This is a genomic window from Pseudomonas sp. Sample_16 (assembly GCF_004307665.1).
Classification (GTDB): domain Bacteria; phylum Pseudomonadota; class Gammaproteobacteria; order Pseudomonadales; family Pseudomonadaceae; genus Aquipseudomonas.
Map to the genome: position 1 here is coordinate 1 of NZ_RCOB01000199.1, position 21,207 is coordinate 21,207.

Here is a 21,207-nt window from a genome sequence, read left to right on the forward strand (position 1 = left end):
TTACATGATCGTTCCCACGCTCTGCGTGGGAATGCAGCCCAGGACGCTCCGCGTCCTCAAAAGCGTGACGCAGAGCGTCACAGGAGGCGTTACCACGCAGAGCGTGGGAACGATCAGTGGCAGCAAACTTTTTTACAGCGGTGCCGGCTGAATGATCTCGACCCAGTAAGCATCCGGGTCCTTGATGAACGCCAGGCTCTTCATGCGGCCATCGGTCAAACGTTTCTGGAAATCGCAGCCCAGTGCTTCGAAACGCTCGCACGCGGCGACGATATCCGGTACCGAGATACAGATGTGGCCGAACCCGCGCGGATCAGTGTTGCCGTTGTGATAGGCAAAGTCCGGGTCGTTTTCGGTGCCGTGGTTGTGAGTCAGTTCGAGGATGCCAGGGATCGACTTCATCCACTCGGTGCGTGCAGCGGCGTCGGCAGGAATCTGCGCCTTATCGACCAGCGCGAGGAAGTACAGGCTGAATTCGGCTTCCGGGAAATCGCGTTTTTCTACCAGCGTGAAACCCAGGATGCGGGTGTAGAAGTCCAGGGACTTGGTGATGTCCTTGACCCGCAACATGGTGTGGTTGAACACGAATTTTTGCGTGGCGGTGTCAGGTTGTGCGGTAACACCGGGGAAGGTGTTCAGTTCTTGCAGGCTCATGGGCCCTCCGGAAATAAGTGGGGCTGACGATTGGCGACAATGATACGCAAGGGATGCGACATCACCAAACCCAAAGCGTCGGCTATTGCCTGACAGTCGGTCGAGGCTCAGACTTCACCGCTCATCCTGCGAGTGTTCATGGCAATGATTCGAATCGGCACATCGGTACTCATTTTGATTGGCATGTGGTGTGGGGTTGCCAGTGCGGATGCTGAAGCGCCGGTCATGCCCTGGCCCGCCGGTTGGCAGGTCGAAGCGATCGAGCAAGGGACGGCTGCGCCAGGCGTTTCTCGTCAGCGCGCGGTGAAAAACGATCACGGCGGGACGCCAGTCATGGTGATGGAGTTGACCATGACACGGGTGGAAAGCGGGCACCAAGTAAACCTGGAGGGCGTGTTGCTGGAGATGCGCAAGTCGGTGCAAAAAGACTTCTTTCAAAGCGGCTATCAAAGTGTTTGCAATCGCATACATCCGACAACGTTGAGCCGTTTATCGGCATTGGAATCTACCTGCGCCATCACGCAAAACGGTCGTCATGTGCTTTCTCAAACTTTGGTAGCTGCCGTTGACGGCGATAAGGCCTATGTTCTTTCCTACGCGGGGCAGGCCGAGGCTTACAAAACAAGTCAGGATGAAATAGAGGCGGTGCGCAACGGCTTGAAACTTTAGCCAAAGACTTTAGTGGCTGCAGGCTTTGCGCAAGGATGAAGTACTTTAGATGCCCAATGGGATTAAGCCTAAAGTTAGTCGGCAAGTAGCGAGTTGATCGACGCACTTCGTTGCATTTAGATGGTATTCATGAAAAAGCCCTGCATTGGCAGGGCTTTTTTTACGGCGCGAATTTAGCCGCGCAGCCAGGAGTCAACGGTGGAAGCGCCGTATTGTTCCTTCCAGGCTTTCAGGCCGCGATGGTTGCCGCCCTTGGTTTCAATCAGCTCGCCGGTGTGCGGGTTCTGATAAACCTTGACCACGCGAGCGCGGCGGGTTTTAGGTGCGGCAGCCTGTTGCAGGCCGGACTTGCCCGGGTTCGGATCGAGGATGGCGATGATGTCGCGCAGGCTCTTGCCGTAGGTTTTCATCAGCCCCTGGAGCTTTTCTTCGAATTCGATTTCCTTCTTGAGCCCGGCATCGTTCTTCAGGGACTCAAGCTGCTTGAGCTGTTCTTGAAGGGCCTTTTCGGCTGCACGGAATTCAGCGAGTCTGGACAATATCTTTACTCCAATAGTGTGTTTGGCTGATACCAACCGCAAACAAAGCTATAAGCCAAGAGCCTTGAAGCGACTCGGTGATAAATGGCGCACCTGCGAAATTACCGCAGGCATGAAAAATTGTAGTAGTTAATTGGCCAAGAGTAAATCATGTCTTTTTCTTCATGTAACAAGAGTAGTCTTTTGAATCAAATTGTGTACCCGTTGACCGTCTCATCGCATAAGGCCAAGGGTTAATGACCACTTAATGCACTAATGAATTCCGCGCCAGGCAGCGGTCGGCCGAACAGATAGCCTTGCTGAAAGTTAACGTTATGAGCGGTCAGGTAATCACTTTGCTCTTGGGTTTCTACACCTTCTGCAACCATTGCAAGATCGAGCTTGCCCGCAAGTTGAATGATGGCGTCGAGAATATGGCTGGAGGGGGTGTCAATGCCGATCATTGCGACAAAGCTTTGGTCGATTTTCAGAAAGTCGACATTGAATTCGCGCAGGTAGCCCAGGCTGGAATGTCCGGTGCCAAAGTCATCGATGGCGATCATTACGCCAAGTTCGTGCAGCTGTTCGAACAGTTGGTGGGCGAGGGCGGTGGGTTCGATCAGTTCGCGCTCCGTCAACTCCAGCACCAGATGAATGGAACCGGGTGCGAAGGCTTTGAGGAACTCACGGCAATCCTCTATCAGGTCAAGACTCTGGCAATGGCTGGCCGTGATGTTGATTCCGATATGAAAGGGTTCGGTGAAGGTGCTGGATAGCGGGCCGAGCAACGTCGCGGTTTGCCTCATCAAAGAGCGAGTCATCGGCACGATCAGTCCCGAGTGTTCAGCGAAAGGAATGAACAGATCCGGGCGCACCAGCCCTTCTTGTGGATGATTCCAGCGCATCAGTACTTCGATGCCCGAGAGTTTCTTGCTGTCGCCATGCACGACCGCCTGAAAATAAGGCACGAACTCCGCGGCTTCCAGCGCCCGTTGCATTTCGTGGGTGGGTGACCTCGAGCGCTTTTGCAGTATGTGGCCGATCGCACCGGAAATGACCCCGAAAAAAATCAGCAGGCTGAACAACGGCGGGTATTCACTGGTCATGTAACGCCAGGTTTCACCTTCCGGAAAGCCTGCCGCGACGCTGAAATCATAGCGTGAGGATTTAAGTGTGCTTTGGGCGACCGGGAAGTCGGGCAGGGGGCCATGGTGAAACTGGCCATTGGCACTTAGCCAGTTGTTTCCTACTTGCAGCACCAGCAACGTCTGACGACCAATCAGGCGCAGCACGTTACTCAGATGGTAACCATCCAGCGTCGACAGCGCACCGCGTTTTCCGTCCTCAAGGCGATAGATCAGCAGGGCGGTATCGGGTGTGACCGGGTTACCCTTCATCAGTATCAATTGGCCGCCGGCAAAATCGCCCGTTGAAATTATTTCGTGATAGTCGCCAAACAGGGAGCTGCAATAAATAGTGTTATCCCACGTCAGGTTGGTCGAGCGTACAAAGGGCCGGCGGGTTACTTGTTCGCGCAGGGCGAGTTTGACGTCTGCGCAACGTTGCCCGGCCAAGGGCAACAACTCGCGTGCCGCTTGAGCGGTGTTGTCGAGCATCAGTTCAAATTGTCGAATGGCCTCTTCGGCGGTTTCCTGCGCACTTTGCACAAGTGCACGTTCGGCCTGCATATAAAGGATGACCAGGCCGAGCACTACCGGAAGTAATCCACTGAACAAGGTGACTGCAACCTTGAGGCTGCGTTTGCGGCGTCTGACTTTTAATGGCATTCGCGAAACCTGTAGCGATGAAATGGAGCTCTCAAATGCTGGCAGGGCGAATCGCCTCCCAAAAAGAGTTCAGGTACGAGCCATGATAGTTCGCATGGCGCCATTATGCCGTTCGGCGGCAATAAAGTCGTTCGGCCAGTTTGAGCCGGCGCTGCCTGCGTCGGTCCAGCAACGCCAAGTCAACCTTGTTGGTGCAACAAACCGCTTGCACGCCGGTGGAAAAGGCGGATTTTATACAGAGGGCGGACAAACTCAGTTACGCTGTGTAGAATCAGGTTACGCATACAAGAATAATCGTCTTCTGGCAGCAGAAGCCTCGCCCGCACCAGCCTTGGGTCGACAATGAAGATATTTGGGTTTCAATTGATCTACGGTGATTTCCTCGCCCGCAGCGTGCGGGGTATCTCCTGCGCGCCACCCACCGGTCTCAGCATTGCTAGCAACTAACAGTGGTTAATTTCTAAAAGCATGATGAGGCGCCGACCATGGCAGATTTATACGAAAACCCGATGGGCCTGATGGGCTTTGAATTCATCGAGCTCGCATCGCCGACCCCGAACACCCTGGAGCCGATCTTCGAGATCATGGGCTTCACCAAGGTTGCGACCCACCGTTCCAAAGACGTGCACCTGTATCGCCAGGGCGCGATCAACCTGATCCTCAACAATGAACCCAACAGCGTTGCTTCGTACTTCGCGGCCGAACACGGCCCGTCGGTGTGCGGCATGGCGTTCCGCGTCAAGGATTCGCAAAAAGCCTACAAGCGTGCCCTGGAACTCGGCGCCCAGCCGATCCACATCGAAACCGGTCCGATGGAGCTGAACCTGCCGGCGATCAAAGGCATCGGCGGCGCGCCGCTGTACTTGATCGACCGTTTCGGTGAAGGCAGCTCGATCTACGACATCGACTTCGTGTTCCTCGAAGGTGTCGACCGTCATCCAGTGGGTGCCGGCCTGAAGATCATCGACCACCTGACCCACAACGTGTATCGCGGTCGTATGGCCTACTGGGCGAATTTCTACGAGAAGCTGTTCAACTTCCGCGAGATCCGTTACTTCGACATCAAGGGCGAATACACCGGCCTGACGTCCAAGGCCATGACCGCGCCGGACGGCATGATCCGCATCCCGTTGAACGAAGAATCGTCCAAGGGCGCCGGGCAGATCGAAGAGTTCCTGATGCAGTTCAACGGCGAGGGCATCCAGCACGTTGCGTTCCTGTCCGATGACCTGATCAAGACCTGGGATCACCTGAAAAGCATCGGCATGCGCTTCATGACTGCGCCGCCAGATACTTACTACGAAATGCTCGAAGGCCGTCTGCCGAACCACGGCGAGCCGGTGGGCGAACTGCAAGCGCGGGGCATTCTGCTGGACGGCTCGTCCGAGTCGGGCGACAAGCGCCTGCTGTTGCAGATCTTCTCGGAAACCCTGATGGGGCCGGTGTTCTTCGAGTTCATCCAGCGCAAGGGCGATGACGGTTTCGGCGAAGGCAACTTCAAAGCGTTGTTCGAATCCATCGAACGCGACCAGGTTCGTCGTGGTGTGCTTTCCACTGACTAAACCGTATCAGATGTAAAAAAGCCCGGTCAGCAGCAATGCTGGCCGGGCTTTGTTGTTTCTGTTCCTGTAGGAGCAATGCTTGCTCGCGATGGGGGCTCTGCGGTGTACCTGTCGAACGGTGTTATCGTTCATCGCGGGCAAGCCTTGCTCCTACATTGGTTCGCGGCGCTGCCGGACCAGATGCTTGAACCCTTCAAACACCAACACCAGTACCGCCAGCCAGATCGGGATATACGTCAGCCATTCCGTCGGCTTGATGCTTTCCCCCAGCAACAACGCCACACCCAGCAATAGCACCGGTTCGACGTAACTCAACAAACCAAACAGGCTGAACGGCAGCAAGCGACTGGCGATGATATAAACCACCAGCGCCGAAGCACTGATCAGACCCAGCAGCGGAATCAGCCAGGTCAGCGCCGGGTGCTGATCGAACACACCGAAGCCTTGCTCGCCACCGTGCACAAACCACCAAGCGATCGGCAGCATCAAGGTCATGTCCAGCCAGAGTCCGCCCAGGTTGTCGGCCTTCAGCCATTTGCGTAGCACGAAGTACAGCGGGTAGCCGACGACCACCAGCAGCGTGGCCCAGGAAAAACCACCGACCTGATACAGCTCATTGATCACGCCAAGGCTGGCGAAAAACACCGCGACTTTTTGCAGGTACGACAGGCGTTCGCCGTAAGCGATGCGCCCGGTCAGCACCATGGCCAGCGGCAACAGGAAATAGCCCAGCGACACATCGAGGCTGTAGCCGTTGAGCGGCGCCCACATGAACAACCAGAGTTGCACGCCCAGCAGCGCCGACGACAGCAGCAAGCCGGCGATCAATTTCGGTTGCGCACCGAGGCGACGCAACAGGTCGAGCACACGCCGCCATTCGCCTGACACCAGCATGAACACAGTCATGCACGGCACGGTCAGCAGCATGCGCCAGCCGAAAATTTCCACGCCGCTCAAGGGCGTGAGCAGCGATGTGTAGTAATACATGACGGCAAACAGCACCGAGGCTGAAACCGATAAAGCGATACCTTTAGACAAACTGTCCTCGCGTGATTTTGAGTGATTGAACCGGGCGCAGAGGATACGTGGTTTTTGAGCCCAATACTGACCAACCAATCAATACTTGACCTGTGGGAGCTGGCTTGCCAGCGATGGCGGTTGCACATTCAAAGCCGAGGTTGACTGATAGACCGCTATCGCTGGCAAGCCAGCTCCCACAGGGTACATATGTTGTCAGGCAGTACGCGGTTTACGGCCCGACACAAAATGGCTGACATCATTGAACCCCGGCGTCGAGGCATGCCCTGGCGTTACCAGCGAATCGATGAACGCCTCATCGTCGGCCGTGATCTTCACCGCTTGCGCCTTAGTGTAGGCGTCCCATTGTGCTTCGGTGCGCGGGCCGACAATGGCGGAGGTGACGGCGCTGTTGTTCAACACCCAGGCGATGGCGAACTCGACGATGCCGACGCCGCGTTCCTCGGTGTACCGGTGGATCTGCTGGGCGATGCGCAGGGACTCGACACGCCATTCGGTTTCCAGGATGCGTTTGTCCTGGCGCCCGGCGCGGCTGTTGGCGTCCGGTTGCGCATCCGGCGCGTATTTTCCACTGAGCACGCCGCGCGCCAAGGGGCTGTAAGGCACGACGCCGAGGCCGTAGTTTTGCGCGGCGGTGATTTGTTCGGTTTCAGCCTGGCGGTTGACGATGTTGTACAGCGGCTGGCTGATCACCGGCCGGTCGATTCCCAGTTTGTCGGCGATGCGAATCACCTCGGCAATGCGCCAGCCGCGATAATTGGACAGGCCCCAATAGCGAATCTTGCCCTGGCGAATCAGGTCGCCGATGGCCGACACGGTCACCTCCAGCGGGGTGTTGTGGTCTTCGCGGTGCAGGTAATAGATATCGAGATAGTCGGTGCCCAGGCGCGTCAGGCTGGCGTCGATACCGTTGAAAATATGCTTGCGGCTCAAACCGCTGCGGTTCGGCAGGCCGTCTGCCGGGCCGAATCCGACCTTGGTGGCCAACACCCATTCATGACGGTTACCCGCAATGGCTTCACCGACGATTTCTTCGGAGCGGCCATTGGTGTAGACGTCGGCGGTGTCGATGAAATTGATGCCCTGGTCCCAGGCCTTGTCGATGATTCGCAGGGAATCCTCGGTGCTGGTCTGTTCGCCGAACATCATGGTGCCCAGGGTCAGGGTGGACACTTGCAGGCCCGAATGACCCAGTGTGCGGTAGCTCATGAGGAAGTCCTTTTGCCGGAGGGAAAGGCTCAATCAAATACCAGATCTGTGGCCGGTAGCAAACGCAAATCTCAGACACGCGCAGGCTAATTGTAGGAGCGAGCCTGCTCGCGATAGCGCAGTGTCAGTCAACAGAGATGTTGAATGTTAGAGCAAAATCGCGAGCAGGCTCGCTCCTACAGGGGAGCTGTGGTGGTCAGGCGCGCAGGGTACGGGTCATACGCAACGCCAACAGGCTACCGCAGACAATCACACCCGCCAGCAGGTACAGCGCCGCATCGGTGGAACCGGTGCTGTCCTTGACCCAACCCACCAGGTACGGGCTGAGGAAACCGGCCATTTGCCCCATGGAATTGATCAATGCCAAGCCACCGGCGGCAGCGCCGGCACTGAGCAGGGCAGTGGGCACCGGCCAGAACATCGGCAGGCCGGTGAGGGCGCCCATGGTGGCGATGGTCAGGCCGAGAATGGCGATGGCCGGGTTGGCGGCGAAGTTCACGGCGATCAGCAGACCGAGCGCGCCCATCAGCATCGGCACCACCAGATGCCAGCGACGTTCTTTGCGCAGGTCTGCCGAGCGACCGACCATCAACATGAACACGGCGGCCAGCAGATACGGAATCGCGCTCAACCAACCAATCACCAGGTTATCGCTGAAACCGAGGTTCTTGATGATCGACGGCAGCCAGAAGTTGATCGCGTAGACGCCGCTCTGGATGCAGAAATAGATCAGGCCGAATGCCCAGATTGCCGGGTTCTTGAATACGGCCAGCAGCGAATCCGTCGTGGTTTTCGGTTTGTTGGCCAGGTCTTCGGCGTGGTCGGCTTCAAGCACCGAACGCTCGAACGGGGTCAGCCATTTGGCATTGGCATAACTGTCGCTGAGCAGGAAATACGCCAGCGCACCAAGGACTACGGTCGGAATGCCTTGCAGCAAAAACATCCACTGCCAGCCGGCCAAGCCGCCCTGGCCTGCGGCGAAGTGGTTGAGAATCCAGCCGGAAAACGGACTGCCGAGCAGGCCCGACACCGGGATTGCCGACATGAACAGCGCCATGATGCGGCCACGGCGGAACGTCGGGAACCACTGCGAGAGATACAGCACCACGCCCGGGAAAAACCCGGCTTCGGCGGCACCGGTGAACAGGCGCAAGGTGTAGAACTCGGTGGGCGTGGTGACGAACAGCAGGCAGGTCGACAGCGTGCCCCAGGTGATCATCATCAACGCGATCCAGCGCCGTGGGCCGAATTTGGTCAATGCCAGGTTGCTCGGCACGCCGCACAGCACGTAGCCGATAAAGAAGATCCCGGCGCCGAGGCCGTACACGGTTTCACTGAATTTGAGTGCGTCGAGCATCTGCAACTTGGCGAAGCCCACGTTCACCCGGTCGAGGTAGTTGAACAGGTAGCAGATGAAAATGAAGGGGATCAAACGCAGGGTAATACGTTTGTAGACGGCGTTTTTTTCGTCAACGATGGCCTGGGTTGCGGCGGCGCTCTGTGACATGGCGGCTCTCTCTTTATTATGATTTTTTGCGATGCAAAGGGTAACGTTGATCGCCCGCAGAGTCTCGACCACCCTCGGGGCTGCTGTCTTTGTGCCTGAGCACAGGGTTTGCAACCAAGGCCTGTGCGGGTGAACAACCGCCAGGCGCTCACGCTTTCAAGGATCACCGTTATGTTCGAACTCGATCACGACCTGGCGCAGGACATCGTCGACCGCGCGATGGCCATCCTGCCGTACAACGTCAACGTGATGGACAGTCAGGGGCTGATTCTCGGCAGCGGCGAACCGGAGCGGGTCAACACCCGCCACGAAGGCGCGCAACTGGTGTTGGCCAACGGCCGCGTGGTGGAGATCGACGCGCAAACCGCGATCCACCTCAAAGGTGTGCAGCCGGGCATCAATCTGCCGCTGATGCTCGACCAGCGCTTGATCGGCGTGCTGGGCATCACTGGCGAACCCGAGCAGTTGCGCACCTACGCTGAACTGGTACGCATGACCGCCGAGATGCTGGTGGGCCAGCGCAACCAGCAGGCCGAGCAGCAATGGCGGCGCCAGCGATGTGATGACCTGTTGGCCTTGTTGCTCAGCGAGGCCGGAGACTCGCCGCGATTGATCGATGAGGCACAACAACTGGGGCTCAAACCGCAGATGACGCGGGTGCCGTATTTGTTCGAATTGGGCATGGAACACGGGCCGGGGCAAACCGCCGAGGCGCTCAGTGCCTGGCTGACCAGCCGGTATCCCGATAGCTGGTGCGTCAGTTCCTCGACGTCATCGTTGCTGTGGTGCCGACCGGCCAGCCAGTCCATCGAAAACGATCGGCTGCTGGAAAAGCTCGATGGCCTGGGCTGGAACATTCTGCGCGTCGCGGTGGGCGGGCAGGCCGACGGTCTGACGGGATTGCGCCGCTGCTATCGTCGTGTCGGCGACTTGCTGGCTTACGGGCGCGGCGTATTGCCCGCTTGCCGCTTGCTCACGCTCAACCGCTATCGATTGCCAGTGATGCTTTGGCGGCATCGCAACGACGATGCGCTGGACGAGCTGCTCAACCCATTGCGCAAGGTCATTGCCAAGGACAGCAACGGCCAGTTGCTCGCGACATTACGCAGTTGGTGCGAACACGACGGCCAAAGCCAGGCCTGCGCCGAAGCCTTGGGCATTCACCGCAACAGTTTGCGTTATCGCATGGAAAGGATTGCCGAGCTTAGCGGCGTTGATCCGTTGAAGCTGGACGGCATGCTGGCGTTGTACCTGGGCGTGCAGTTGCTACCGCAGACTGACGCAAACTCATAAACAACACATTCCCCCTGTAGGAGCGAGCCTGCTCGCGATGGACGTCAACGATAACGCGCCCCGTCTGAATGACCGCGGTGTCTGGACGTTAATCGCCAGCAGGCTGGCTCCTACAGGGTTCCTGTGTAACCGCCGCTATTTGTGGAAATGAACAATAATCCATACAGCCGCTTGTGCAGCGGCCCGGCGTCATTGCGCCGGGCGGCTGGCAGCATGGGGGCAATGGAACTGGAGAATTCCCATGAAAATCGTGATCGCCCCTGATTCGTTCAAAGACAGCCTCAGCGCCCAAGGCGTGGCCGACGCCATTGCCCTAGGTTTGGCTGACGTTTGGCCAAATGCGCAGTTGATCAAATGCCCGATGGCCGACGGTGGGGAGGGGACGGTCGAGTCGGTGCTGGCGGCCTGCAACGGCGAGCTGCGCCGTACTCAGGTTCGCGGGCCATTGGGCGCGCCGGTTAACGCCGCATGGGGCTGGTTGCCCGAGAGCCACAGCGCAATCATCGAGATGGCCGAGGCCAGCGGTTTGCAGTTGGTGCCGCTGGCTCAGCGTGACGCCTGCATCAGCAGCACCTTCGGTACCGGCGAGTTGATTCGCGCAGCGCTGGATGCCGGGGCGCAACGGGTGATCCTGGCCATCGGCGGCAGTGCGACCAATGACGCCGGCGCCGGAGCCATGCAAGCGTTGGGTGTGAAACTGCTGGATGCTCAGGGCAAGTCGCTCGCACCGGGCGGTTTGGCGCTCGGGCAGTTGGCCCGCATTGACCTGAGCGAAGTCGACCGGCGATTGGCCAACGTGCGTTTCGACATCGCCGCCGACGTCAACAACCCACTGTGCGGCGCACACGGTGCCTCGGCGATTTTCGGTCCGCAAAAAGGTGCGTCGCCCGAGCAGGTCGAGCAACTGGATCAGGCATTGGGGCACTTTGCCGATCACTGCGCCAAGGTATTGGAAAAGGACGTGCGCGACGAGCCAGGCAGCGGGGCAGCGGGCGGTTTGGGGTTTGCTGCCAAGGCATTTCTCGGTGCGCAGTTCAAGGCCGGGGTCGAGGTGGTCGCCGAACTGGTGGGCCTGGCTGAAGCGGTTGAAAATGCCGATCTGGTGATCACCGGCGAAGGCCGTTTCGACGCACAAACCCTGCGCGGCAAGACGCCGTTTGGTGTAGCGCGCATCGCTCAACTGCATGGCGTGCCAGTGATTGTGATTGCCGGTACGCTGGGCGAGGGCTATCAGGCCCTCTATGAACATGGCATCGATGCCGCGTTCGCCTTGACGAGTGGGCCGATGACGCTGGAGCAAGCCTGCACCCAGGCGCCGCGTTTGCTGCAAGAGCGGGCGACAGACATTGCACGGGTCTGGCAAATGGTTGCCCGCCAGCGCTGACAGAACCTGTGGCGAGGGAGCTTGCTCCCGCTGGACTGCGCAGCCGTCCAAAAAGCGACGGCTGCTACGCAACCGAGCGGGAGCAAGCTCCCTCGCCACAAAAGCTCTTTTACGGTGACTACTGCGGTGGATCAATCTGATCCAGCACCCGGTTCGCCGTGATTTCCGCCAGCATCACGCTGTTGGAAATGCCCAGCAGGGCGTTGCGATCACCACCCTCCAGATGATCGACCAGTTGATGGACCATCACGTCGACCGAGGCCAGCGTTTCCACCAGATACACCATCAGGGTTTCGGTCGTGACATCGGGGTCGACGGTGAACAATGTGCTGACCGTGCGCGGCGTGGCTTTGATGTCGGCGGTCGAGGGGAAGTGGAAGTTGAGGGCGCGTTCGGCGGCTTCGTTGAGTTTGTTTGAATCGGATTCGTACGGGGACGTCGGATCGTTATCCGGCGGGTTTGGGGTTACTTTCGGCACAAGCTAGATCCTCATATGAAGCGCCGCCCCTCTTGCGACTAAACGAAAGGGGTGGCAGCTGTACGCAGGTTAGTCGACCGGGGATCTAGCAAACCGGCGCGCCCGAAGGCGCCCTGCGCACAGCTACCATCGAATGCAGACATGGGAATGCCTGACTGATAGTACCTGTGCACTTTGCTAGTAAACCACGAGCGACTAAACCCGATCACTGACAATCAGTGACACGAATCAAGTTACCGATGGCCCCCAGAACGCACAAGCCGGCGGATTCTGGCGTACCCGTAGGCAAAGGCGCAAGGTCTTGTGGCTTTCAGGAAGTATCCTTAAACACCTTTAAACAAAGGCTCGCAGGGTGGCGCGTTCACCGATTTGAGATAGGGTTGAGGCAAGGAAAACCGCGCGACAGGAGAACCGCATGCGCTACTCAACCTTGACCCAACGAATCGCCGGTGACGGTGCGGCGGCCTGGCAGATTCACGATCGAGCGCTTGAGTTGCGCGAGCAGGGTGTCGATGTCCTGCTGCTGTCGATTGGCGACCCGGATTTCGACACCCCACAACCCATCGTAAACGCGGCCATCGACAGCTTGCTGGCCGGCGACACCCACTACCCGGCAGTGCGCGGCAGCCACGGTTTGCGTACCAGCATTGCCCGGCGCCATCACCAGCGCAGCGGTCAAACGGTGGATGCCGACCATGTAATCGTATTCCCCGGCGCGCAGTGCGCGGTCTATTCGGTGGTGCAATGCCTGCTCGACCCCGGCGACGAAGTGCTCGTCGCCGAACCGATGTACGTCACCTACGAAGGGGTGTTCGGTGCCTGCGGCGCGAAAGTGGTACCGGTGCCGGTGCGCTCGCAAAACGGTTTTCGTGTCGACCCGCTGGATGTCGCCGCACGCATCACGCCGAAGACCCGCGCCATGTTGCTCAACAGCCCTAACAATCCCTCCGGCGCCAGTTTGCCGCTGTCGACCTGGCAGACCTTGGCCGCGTTGTGCATTCGTCATGACCTGTGGCTGATCAGCGACGAGGTCTACAGCGACTTGCTGTACGAAGGCGAACACATCAGCCCGGCGAGTTTGCCGGGCATGGCCGAGCGCACGGCGACCATCAACAGCCTGTCAAAATCCCATGCCATGAGCGGTTGGCGCGTGGGCTGGGTAATCGGGCCAAAACCCCTGTGTGAACATTTGGTGAATCTGTCGCTGTGCATGTTGTTCGGCATTCCGGACTTCATCCAGAACGCCGCGCAACTGGCCCTGGATGAAAACCTGCCGCAAGTGGCGTCGATGCGCGAAGAATATCGCCTGCGGCGCGACCTGGTGTGCGCCAGCCTCGACCACTGCCCGGGCCTGCGCGCGGTTCGCCCCGACGGCGGTATGTTCGTGATGGTCGACGTACGTGCCACCGGTTTGTCGGCCCAGCACTTTGCCGAGCGGTTGCTGGAAGGCTATGGCGTGTCGGTGCTGGCCGGGGAGGCGTTCGGGCCGAGTGCGGCGGGGCATATCCGCATCGGCCTGGTGGTGGACCGGGCAAAACTGGCGGACGCCTGCCGGCGGATTGCTCTATGTGCCACGGACTTGCTCGAAGGCTTGCGGGCCTGAAATTACAGCGTTTCCCAGTGCAAAAAAAGTGGCGCTACCTGTCAACTTTGACAGTTACGCACATTCATAAAACACGGTTTACTGCTCCCAAGCGCAGAACGGCGGGAAGCGTTTGGTAGTGCCCGGTATTCGGTCTGCGTTTCGGCCCAAGCCCCATGCAAAGCCATGGCGGCAGGTTATGAACACGGAGATCCGCTCTGAAATCTGTCGGATAAGTCCTACATACGAATGAGGGGCTGTTTTCTAGCATGCGCGGCTTTCCAACTTTTGTTCGCCAATGGTGTGTATATGTCGACGGTCAAATTGTTCAAGCTGCATCCGCTGTCCCGCGTTTTAAAACTGTTATCTGTCACCCCATTGTTGCTGATCAGTGATATCGGGTATGCAAGGGTTTTAATCCCAGGTGAGGTGTTGGACATCGATGGCACCACCGCTCCCGACAATTACGTGTTGAACGGTGGATCGACCTTGAACAGCAACGGCGGCCAGACCTTTGATATCTCCGTCAACCAATCCACGCTGAACCTCAATGGCACCCGGGTTGACGGAGCCGGTAACAATGGCGTGCATTTGAACGCCGGTACGGCGACCATCACTGGAAGCACGATCGAAAATAGTCGGACAGGTTTGGCGATCAGTCGCGACTCGGCGGGGACGCAAGGTTCCACTGCAATTGTCAGTGACAGCCACATTACCGGCGAGAGCGCGGGGGCTACCGTGAACGCGTTGAGCAGCCTGACGCTTAATCATTCGACGCTTTCCGGTACCGGCACCCTCGCCAATGGTTTGCGTGTGTTCAGTGGTACCGTCCAGGCCAATGGCAGCACCATCACCGGCAACGTCAACGGCATCAACATCGACGTTGATCTGGGAATCGATGCCAACAGTACGCTGGTGTTAAACGATACCGACGTTGTCGGACTCAATGGTTCGGCGATCCTCGTGGGTCGCGGCACTGCGGGCACGTCGAAGGCCAACATCGCGGTGCTCAACGGTTCTACGTTATCGGCGAGCAACGGCATCCTGATGAATGTTGTCAGGGGCGCTGAAGCCAATCTGCGAGTGGGCAACAGTACGCTGGTTGGCGATATCGTCGCCGAAAGCGGCAGCACGGCCAACGTCGTGCTGGAAGATTCCGCGACCCTGACCGGTCGTTTGCAGAACGTGCAGAACCTGGGCGTCAACAGCAACGCACGCTGGGTGATGCTCGGCGACGGTTCGGTGCAAAACCTGGACATGAATGGCGGCACCATCCAGTTTGGCAATCCCGGCGAATACTTCAACTTGAATGTGCAAACGCTGTCGGGCAGCGGCGGTACGTTCGCCATGCACACTGACTTCAACACTGGGCAGGTAGACACGCTGACGGTGAGCGGCAATGCCACCGGCAACCACACTGTATCGATTGATGCCAGTGGCTCGGAACCCTTGGCCGCCGGCTCGACTCCGGTGGTGCACATCGGTGGCGGTGATGCCACGTTCACGCTGGCCGGTGGTGCGGTGGACCTGGGGGCGTTCTCCTATGACCTGGTGAAACTGAGCAGCACTGACTGGTACCTCGATACCCTCACGCGCAGCATCAGCCCGGGCACCCAATCGGTGATCGCGCTGTTCAACGCGGCGCCGACCGCCTGGTATGGAGAGCTCAGCACTTTGCGCAGCCGCATGGGCGAAGTGCGCATGGATCATGGCAAAGCCGGTGGCTGGATTCGCGCCTATGGCAATAAATTCGACGTGGATGCCAGTTCGGGCGTCGCTTACCGGCAAGTTCAGCAGGGCCTGTCGTTCGGTGCCGATGCGCCGTTGCCGCTCGGTGACGGGCAATGGCTGGTGGGTGTGTTGGGCGGTTACAGCAAGTCCGACCTGGACTTGAGCCGTGGCACCAGCGGCACCATCGACAGTTACTACCTGGGCGCCTACACCACCTGGCTGGATGAGCCGAGCGGTTACTACTTCGACGGCGTGCTCAAGTTCAACCGGTTCCAGAACGAGTCCGATGTGCACCTGAGTGATGGCAAAAAGACCAAGGGCAATTACGACAGCCATGGCGTCGGTGCCTCCCTGGAGTTCGGTCGACACATCAAACTGGCTGACGATTATTTCGTCGAACCCTTCACCCAACTGTCGGGCGTGATTATTCAGGGCAAGGATTACGACCTGGATAACGGCCTGTCCGCTGAAGGCGATCGCACCCATTCGTTGCTGGCCAAGGCCGGGGCAACCGCCGGGCGTAACTTCCAGTGGGATGACAAGACAGTGCAGCCCTACATCCGCGCTGCCTATGTACACGAGTTCGCCAACAACAACGAAGTAAAGGTCAACAACAACACCTTCAACAACGATCTGTCGGGCTCCCGTGGAGAGTTGGGCGCCGGCGTGGCCGTGTCGCTGAGCGACAAGGTGTCGATCCATGCTGATTTCGATTACAGCAATGGCAACAAAATCGACCAACCGTGGGGAGCCAATGTAGGGTTGCGCTATAGCTGGTGATCATACGTAGGTGGACAAAAGTCACTCTCTTTAATCGGCTAGTTCCGTTCAGGTTGGCGATCACAATGCTTATCTTATGCAGACACTGAATGCAGTTGACCGATGTTTATTTGTTGTGAACGAAACGGAGCCGAAATGAAAAGATTCTATTTTTTGCCTTCTATGGAAGGCGATTCACTCAAAATTTCAATTCAAAAAACATCGAAATACCGAATAGGTTCTGTTGACCACTAGCAATTTAATTTCAACACCTAGGAGGTTATTTCACTAGCCGTTCTGCTGCTAATTTTGATTTTTTCGAAGGAGTCGAAAACATGACGGAAAAATATTTATTACCAGAGGTCCTTGAAAGAATTTACCACAACCAATTGGCTTTGGAGGCAGCATTGATGGAGCTGACACTCTGGGTCGAACAGCGTGGTTCCGATGAGGTTGGTGGAAATATTCGAGGGGCGCTTGAGGCGATTGGTGATAATGCGGGTCATATAAAACAGGGGTTGGCTCGATTGAAGAGTCTTAATAGTGGCTGAGAACATTCCGGTTAAACGACGTAGTTTCCTTAGGCAAATGGTATCGGATCGCATGGTGGATGCCAGTTCTCCGAAATGGTCGATGTACATCAGGCCGGGCTGTTTGTTCAGCACTACGTCGAGTGTCTGTCGGCGCAATCGCGCGCTCGCTTACTCCTACAGTAATCGGTGGTGAACTCGAGATCTGTGAATTCCACTGAAACTGTAGGAGCGAGTTGCTCGCAATGGCGACCTGAAGAACAGGGAATCCCTCAATCCTTCCACGCGCCGCCGTTCACCAAATTCCCCGGCCGCTCACCTACCAGCGCCGCCAGCAAATTGTCCACCGCACACCGGGCCATTGCCTCCCGAGTCTCATGGGTGGCCGAGCCGATGTGCGGGGTTGCCACCACATTGCTCAATTGCAGCAACGGCGAGTCCTGATCAAGTGGTTCACGCTCGAACACATCCAGCCCCGCCGCGCGAATCTGCCCCGTACGCAACGCATCGATCAACGCTGCCTCATCGACAACCTTGCCCCGTGAAATGTTGATGAAGATGCTTTCCGGGCGCATCAGCGCGAACTGTTCTGCGCCAATCATCCCTTTGGTTTCAGCGGTCAGTGGCAGCGTCAGGCAGATGAAATCCGCTTGCTGCAACAGTTCGCTCAGGCTTCGGTATTGCGCATTGAAGCGTTGTTCGACTGCCGGTTTCGGCGAGTGGCTGTGGTAGATCACCGGCATGCCGAAGCCGAAGTGTCCGCGCTGGGCCAGGGCTTCGCCGATGCGGCCCATGCCGATGATGCCGAGGGTTTTACCGTGCACGTCGCTGCCGAAATGCGCCGGGCCGATGTTGCGTTTCCATTGCCCTGAACGAACCATGTTGGCCAGTTCCACCACGCGCCGGGCGGTGGCCAGAATCAGCGCGAAACCGGTGTCGGCGGTGGTTTCGGTAAGCACGTCCGGCGTATTGCTGAGCAGGATGCGCCGCTCGGTCAGGTAGTCGATGTCGTAGTTGTCGACGCCCACCGAGACGCTGGCGATGGCTTGCAGATTGGGTGCCAGGTCCAGCAGCTCGGCATCCAGCTTCAGGCTGGCGCCGAGCAAACCGTGGGCACGGGGCAGGGCGTCGCGCAGTTTGGCCAGGCCTTCGGCGTCCAGGCTTTCGATCAGCGTCACGTCGGTGTGCGCCTGCAGACGAGCCATCAGCTGGGGCGAGAGTTTCTTGTACAGAACGACCTGCTTTTTCATCTTCATGTTCTCAATTGAATTCAGGATTGAGCGCTGAGGGGGCGCGTTACTGCGGGCCGCTCCCGGTCGCTGGCACCGGGTTTGAGCAAAATGGTCAGCACCACCGAGAACATCAGCGCGCCGCTCATCAGCAAGTACGAGGCGCCGGGCGAACCGGTGGCGCTGTTCAGGTAACCGACCAGATAAGAGCCGCCAAACGAACCCAGTGCGCCCATGCTGTTGATCAACGCCATGGCGCCGCCGGCGACGTTGGCCGGGAGGATTTCCGGGATGATCGCGAAGAAAGGACCGTACGGCGCGTACATACAGGCCCCGGCAATCACCAGCAGGGTGTACGACCACCAGAAATGTTCGGCACCCAGCGCGTAGGAACCGTAAAAGGCAATCGAGGCGATCAGCAGCGGTGGCCAGACGAAGCGTTTGCGTTTTTGCAGTTTGTCCGACCCCCAGGACACCAGCAGCATGCCGATCACCGCCGCCAGATAGGGCAACGCTGACAGCCAGCCGGCCTCGACCATGTCCATTTGCGCGCCGGCCTTGAGGATCGACGGCAGCCACAAGACGAAACCGTAGACACCGATGCTCCAGCAGAAAAACTGCAGCGCCAGGAGGATCACTTTCGGCGAGCGAAACGCTTCGGCGTAGTTCTTCACGGCCTTGATGCCGACCTGTTCGGCTGCCAGTGCGCTTTCCAGATCGTGCTTTTCCTGATCATTGAGCCACTTGGCCTGGGACGGACGATCATCGGCCAGACGCCACCAGATGAAGGCCCAGAGCACCGCCGGCAGGCCTTCGATGATGAACATCCAGCGCCAGCTGTAATGCTGCACCAGATAACCGGAGACCACTGACATCCACAGCATGGTCACCGGGTTGCCGAGGATCAGGAAGGTGTTGGCCCGCGAGCGTTCGGCGCGGGTGAACCAGTGGCACAGGTAGATCAGCATCGCCGGCATCACCGCGGCTTCGACCACGCCGAGCATGAAGCGGATGACGATCAGCCAGTAAGCGTTGGAGACAATGCCGGTCAACGTCGCGAGGCTGCCCCAGAGGATCAGGCTGACGAAAATCAGTTTCTTCACGCTGTGTTTCTGCGCGTAGATCGCCCCCGGCACCTGGAAGAAGAAGTAGCCAAGGAAGAACAGCGCGCCGAGCATCGACGACAGGCCCGGCGTGATCATCAAGTCGGCGGCCATCCCGGAGGCGGCGGCGAAACCGTAGTTGGCGCGGTCCAGGTACGCCAGGCTGTAGGTGATGAACACGATTGGCATGATGTACCACCAGCGGCGGGTGGCGAGCGTTGCGGTTTTCATGGGTGGTGCTCCTGAGCTTGTTGTTTTTGTCGCAGCAGGTAACGGTGATCGTTCCCACGCTCGGCGTGGGAATGCCTCAAGGGACGCTCCGCGTCCCCGTGACGCAGAGCGTCAGAGGCTGCGTTCCCACGCAGGAGCGTGGGAACGAACAATATCCATCTCGGCTCTGGTGGGTAACCCTTCCATATCCCCCCGACTCTGCACCGCGCGGCTGCCAATCCAGTTGGCCCGTTGCACGGCGTCGGCAAAGCTGTGGTTTTCCAGGAGCGCGCTGATCATGCCGACGGCGAATCCGTCGCCGGCACCGACCGTGTCGACCACGGTTTGCACCGGCATACCGGCAACGAAGCCTTGATCAAGATGCGTGCGGTAATAGGCGCCATGCGGCCCCAGTTTGATCGCGACGGCTTCGACCCCCTGATCAAGGTAGAAGGCGGCGATGTCGGCCGGGTCTTCGAAACCTGTGAGCAGGCGACCTTCGCTCAGTCCCGGTAGCACCCAATGGGCGAGGGCGGCGAGGCGGTTGATCTCGGTGATCATCTGCTGCTCGCTGGCCCACAGGCTCGGGCGCAGATTGGGGTCGAACGACACGCTGCGCCCGGCTTCGCGCATGCCGGTCATCAGCTCGAACGACATCTGCCGCGCCGTTTCCGACAGCGCCGGAGGAATGCCGGTGGCGTGCAGATGCCGTGCCTCGAGCAAGTCGGGAACGATCGAGTGCGGCGACAGGTGACTGGCCGCCGAGCCACGGCGAAAGTACTCGACCACAGGATCACTGCCATCGTCGGTGCGCGACTTGAGCTGGAAACCGGTGGGGTGCGCGGGGTCGATGTCGACGTGACGGCAATCCAGGCCTTCTTTCTCCAGCGTGTCGATCACGAAGTGGCCCAGTGAATCGGCGCCGACCCGGCTCAGCCATGCCACGTTGAAACCCAGGCGCGACAGGCCAATGGCGACATTGCTGTCCGCCCCGGCAATGCGTTTATGGAAAGCGCTGACGCTGGCCAGGTCGCCGGTTTGCTCGGCGACGAACATCGCCATGGTTTCGCCGAACGAGAGGATATCGATCTCAGACATGGGCGTTCTCCAGCGACGATTGGCCGAGGTGGGCGAGGGCGCTGACGTGTTCGGAGGTCAGTTGCACCAGGTCCTCGCCTTGCAGCGGGTATTCGACAGCGCGCATGACGCCGTGGGCCATGTGCCGCAGCAACTGTTCCCACTGTTGCAGGTCGCTGGCGGCGGGCGGGATGGCGACCAGTTTGCCGTCGGCGCGGCGCATGACGGCTTTGCAATGCACATAACCGACGTGACGACCGAGCAACCGGGCCGCGTTGGTGGCGGACTGGTCCTGCCACTGCCAGTTGCCGATATCGAAGGTCATTTTGATCGGCAGCGTGTGTTGCTCGACTTCATTGAAGAAACGCTGGAACGGTTCGATGCGGCCACCGTGCAAGGTCTGGTCGTTTTCCACCAGCAATTGCACCGGGTGTTCGCCGAGTGTCCGGGCAAGGCTGTGCAAATCGCTGTTGTCGGTGAAATAACCCAGCGACACTTTCAGCCATTTGGCGCCAAACGCCTGGGCACGTTGCAACGCGGTGATCAGTTGCGGATTGGGCTTGGATTGGCCGGCCAGCCACAATTCCATGGGCGAGGAATAGACGCTTTCCAGGCCCTCGGCCCGAGTCGCGTCGGCCAGGTGTGCGGGGTTCTCAAAGGTCAGCAGCTCTTCACGCCATTCGATGCGCGTGGCCCCGGCGGCGGCCAGTACGGCAATGAAACTGCCTTGGCCGCGCTGGCGCACCAGATCGGCGCCGTAGCTGGAAAGGCTGATGGAAACGGCGGGTTTGTTCATTGTTTTTCTACCTCTGAAACCGGTTTCATTTTTGTTCAAAAAAATAGTGGGTGACCTTCAGGGCCTCATCGCTGGCAAGCCAGCTCCCACA

Annotated in this window: 18 protein-coding genes; 7 read left to right on the forward strand and 11 right to left on the reverse strand. The window is 58.7% G+C overall.

Going from position 1 to position 21,207, the window contains the following annotated elements; translation table 11 throughout:
* Positions 1-132: 132 nt before the first annotated feature.
* A complete protein-coding gene (gene gloA / locus D8U69_RS26520; RefSeq protein WP_130903393.1) occupies positions 133-654 on the reverse strand; it encodes a lactoylglutathione lyase in 522 nt (173 codons plus the stop codon).
* A gap of 144 nt (positions 655-798) precedes the next feature.
* Here gloA and D8U69_RS26525 point away from each other — a divergent pair, with 144 nt between their 5' ends.
* A complete protein-coding gene (locus D8U69_RS26525; protein ID WP_130908203.1) occupies positions 799-1,323 on the forward strand; it encodes a DUF4946 domain-containing protein in 525 nt (174 codons plus the stop codon).
* A 173-nt stretch (positions 1,324-1,496) separates the two neighbouring features.
* Here D8U69_RS26525 and D8U69_RS26530 read toward each other — a convergent pair whose 3' ends face one another.
* Positions 1,497-1,862, reverse strand: a complete 366-nt coding sequence (locus D8U69_RS26530) for a histone-like nucleoid-structuring protein, MvaT/MvaU family (protein ID WP_056852760.1) — start codon at positions 1,860-1,862, stop codon at positions 1,497-1,499.
* Positions 1,863-2,095: 233 nt separating this feature from the next.
* Positions 2,096-3,628 carry an EAL domain-containing protein gene (locus tag D8U69_RS26535; RefSeq protein ID WP_130908194.1) on the reverse strand — a complete coding sequence of 511 codons (1,533 nt, stop codon included), beginning with the start codon at positions 3,626-3,628 and terminating at the stop codon, positions 2,096-2,098.
* Between the two features lie 485 nt (positions 3,629-4,113).
* On the opposite strand from D8U69_RS26535, the gene hppD reads away from it, so the two are divergent.
* Positions 4,114-5,190, forward strand: a complete 1,077-nt coding sequence (gene hppD / locus D8U69_RS26540; protein WP_056852758.1) for a 4-hydroxyphenylpyruvate dioxygenase — start codon at positions 4,114-4,116, stop codon at positions 5,188-5,190.
* Between the two features lie 150 nt (positions 5,191-5,340).
* Here hppD and rarD read toward each other — a convergent pair whose 3' ends face one another.
* The 3 genes from rarD to D8U69_RS26555 form a co-directional block, all read right to left on the reverse strand.
* Positions 5,341-6,228, reverse strand: a complete 888-nt coding sequence (gene rarD, locus D8U69_RS26545; protein ID WP_130908193.1) for an EamA family transporter RarD — start codon at positions 6,226-6,228, stop codon at positions 5,341-5,343.
* Between the two features lie 195 nt (positions 6,229-6,423).
* Positions 6,424-7,437, reverse strand: coding sequence for an aldo/keto reductase (locus D8U69_RS26550; RefSeq protein ID WP_130908192.1), 1,014 nt, complete (start codon positions 7,435-7,437; stop codon positions 6,424-6,426).
* Between the two features lie 196 nt (positions 7,438-7,633).
* Positions 7,634-8,944 (reverse strand): MFS transporter, encoded by a 1,311-nt coding sequence (locus D8U69_RS26555; protein WP_056852755.1) that lies wholly within the window; start codon positions 8,942-8,944, stop codon positions 7,634-7,636.
* Positions 8,945-9,115: 171 nt separating this feature from the next.
* Here D8U69_RS26555 and D8U69_RS26560 point away from each other — a divergent pair, with 171 nt between their 5' ends.
* Positions 9,116-10,237: a sugar diacid recognition domain-containing protein gene (locus D8U69_RS26560; protein ID WP_130908191.1), complete on the forward strand. Its 1,122-nt coding sequence runs from the start codon at positions 9,116-9,118 to the stop codon at positions 10,235-10,237.
* Between the two features lie 241 nt (positions 10,238-10,478).
* Positions 10,479-11,621 carry a glycerate kinase gene (locus tag D8U69_RS26565; protein ID WP_130908190.1) on the forward strand — a complete coding sequence of 381 codons (1,143 nt, stop codon included), beginning with the start codon at positions 10,479-10,481 and terminating at the stop codon, positions 11,619-11,621.
* 118 nt (positions 11,622-11,739) lie between these two features.
* Here D8U69_RS26565 and D8U69_RS26575 read toward each other — a convergent pair whose 3' ends face one another.
* On the reverse strand, positions 11,740-12,099 hold the full coding sequence (locus tag D8U69_RS26575; RefSeq protein WP_130908189.1) for a DUF6124 family protein: 360 nt from the start codon (positions 12,097-12,099) through the stop codon (positions 11,740-11,742).
* Between the two features lie 415 nt (positions 12,100-12,514).
* Between D8U69_RS26575 and D8U69_RS26580 the strand changes: the two genes are divergently transcribed.
* The 3 genes from D8U69_RS26580 (at position 12,515) to D8U69_RS26590 (ending at position 16,722) form a co-directional block, all read left to right on the forward strand.
* Positions 12,515-13,702, forward strand: a complete 1,188-nt coding sequence (locus tag D8U69_RS26580; protein WP_130908188.1) for an aminotransferase class I/II-fold pyridoxal phosphate-dependent enzyme — start codon at positions 12,515-12,517, stop codon at positions 13,700-13,702.
* Between the two features lie 288 nt (positions 13,703-13,990).
* Positions 13,991-16,192, forward strand: coding sequence for an autotransporter outer membrane beta-barrel domain-containing protein (locus D8U69_RS26585; RefSeq protein ID WP_130908187.1), 2,202 nt, complete (start codon positions 13,991-13,993; stop codon positions 16,190-16,192).
* A gap of 314 nt (positions 16,193-16,506) precedes the next feature.
* Positions 16,507-16,722: a hypothetical protein gene (locus tag D8U69_RS26590; protein WP_056852749.1), complete on the forward strand. Its 216-nt coding sequence runs from the start codon at positions 16,507-16,509 to the stop codon at positions 16,720-16,722.
* 251 nt (positions 16,723-16,973) lie between these two features.
* Here D8U69_RS26590 and D8U69_RS26595 read toward each other — a convergent pair whose 3' ends face one another.
* The 4 genes from D8U69_RS26595 to D8U69_RS26610 form a co-directional block, all read right to left on the reverse strand.
* On the reverse strand, positions 16,974-17,951 hold the full coding sequence (locus D8U69_RS26595) for a D-glycerate dehydrogenase (protein WP_130908186.1): 978 nt from the start codon (positions 17,949-17,951) through the stop codon (positions 16,974-16,976).
* Positions 17,952-17,971: 20 nt separating this feature from the next.
* The gene (locus tag D8U69_RS26600) at positions 17,972-19,264 is read right to left on the reverse strand and encodes an MFS transporter (protein ID WP_056852747.1); all 1,293 of its coding nucleotides are present in this window, start codon (positions 19,262-19,264) and stop codon (positions 17,972-17,974) included.
* A 111-nt stretch (positions 19,265-19,375) separates the two neighbouring features.
* A complete protein-coding gene (locus tag D8U69_RS26605) occupies positions 19,376-20,341 on the reverse strand; it encodes a sugar kinase (protein WP_130908185.1) in 966 nt (321 codons plus the stop codon).
* A complete protein-coding gene (locus D8U69_RS26610; RefSeq protein ID WP_130905518.1) occupies positions 20,334-21,116 on the reverse strand; it encodes a TIM barrel protein in 783 nt (260 codons plus the stop codon). Before D8U69_RS26610 ends, D8U69_RS26605 begins: the two co-directional genes overlap by 8 nt.
* Between the last annotated feature and the right edge of the window lie 91 nt (positions 21,117-21,207).

What these genes read in the sequence shown, in the direction of transcription:
- D8U69_RS26555 (WP_056852755.1), bottom strand. Translation starts at nt 8,944, where the DNA reads ATGTCACAGAGCGCCGCCGCAACCCAGGCCATCGTTGACGAAAAAAAC.
- D8U69_RS26560 (WP_130908191.1), top strand. Translation starts at nt 9,116, where the DNA reads ATGTTCGAACTCGATCACGACCTGGCGCAGGACATCGTCGACCGCGCG.
- D8U69_RS26525 (WP_130908203.1), top strand. Translation starts at nt 799, where the DNA reads ATGATTCGAATCGGCACATCGGTACTCATTTTGATTGGCATGTGGTGT.
- D8U69_RS26565 (WP_130908190.1), top strand. Translation starts at nt 10,479, where the DNA reads ATGAAAATCGTGATCGCCCCTGATTCGTTCAAAGACAGCCTCAGCGCC.
- gloA (WP_130903393.1), bottom strand. Translation starts at nt 654, where the DNA reads ATGAGCCTGCAAGAACTGAACACCTTCCCCGGTGTTACCGCACAACCT.
- D8U69_RS26600 (WP_056852747.1), bottom strand. Translation starts at nt 19,264, where the DNA reads ATGAAAACCGCAACGCTCGCCACCCGCCGCTGGTGGTACATCATGCCA.
- D8U69_RS26590 (WP_056852749.1), top strand. Translation starts at nt 16,507, where the DNA reads ATGACGGAAAAATATTTATTACCAGAGGTCCTTGAAAGAATTTACCAC.
- D8U69_RS26610 (WP_130905518.1), bottom strand. Translation starts at nt 21,116, where the DNA reads ATGAACAAACCCGCCGTTTCCATCAGCCTTTCCAGCTACGGCGCCGAT.
- D8U69_RS26605 (WP_130908185.1), bottom strand. Translation starts at nt 20,341, where the DNA reads ATGTCTGAGATCGATATCCTCTCGTTCGGCGAAACCATGGCGATGTTC.
- D8U69_RS26535 (WP_130908194.1), bottom strand. Translation starts at nt 3,628, where the DNA reads ATGCCATTAAAAGTCAGACGCCGCAAACGCAGCCTCAAGGTTGCAGTC.
- D8U69_RS26595 (WP_130908186.1), bottom strand. Translation starts at nt 17,951, where the DNA reads ATGAAAAAGCAGGTCGTTCTGTACAAGAAACTCTCGCCCCAGCTGATG.
- hppD (WP_056852758.1), top strand. Translation starts at nt 4,114, where the DNA reads ATGGCAGATTTATACGAAAACCCGATGGGCCTGATGGGCTTTGAATTC.
- D8U69_RS26550 (WP_130908192.1), bottom strand. Translation starts at nt 7,437, where the DNA reads ATGAGCTACCGCACACTGGGTCATTCGGGCCTGCAAGTGTCCACCCTG.
- D8U69_RS26580 (WP_130908188.1), top strand. Translation starts at nt 12,515, where the DNA reads ATGCGCTACTCAACCTTGACCCAACGAATCGCCGGTGACGGTGCGGCG.
- D8U69_RS26585 (WP_130908187.1), top strand. Translation starts at nt 13,991, where the DNA reads ATGTCGACGGTCAAATTGTTCAAGCTGCATCCGCTGTCCCGCGTTTTA.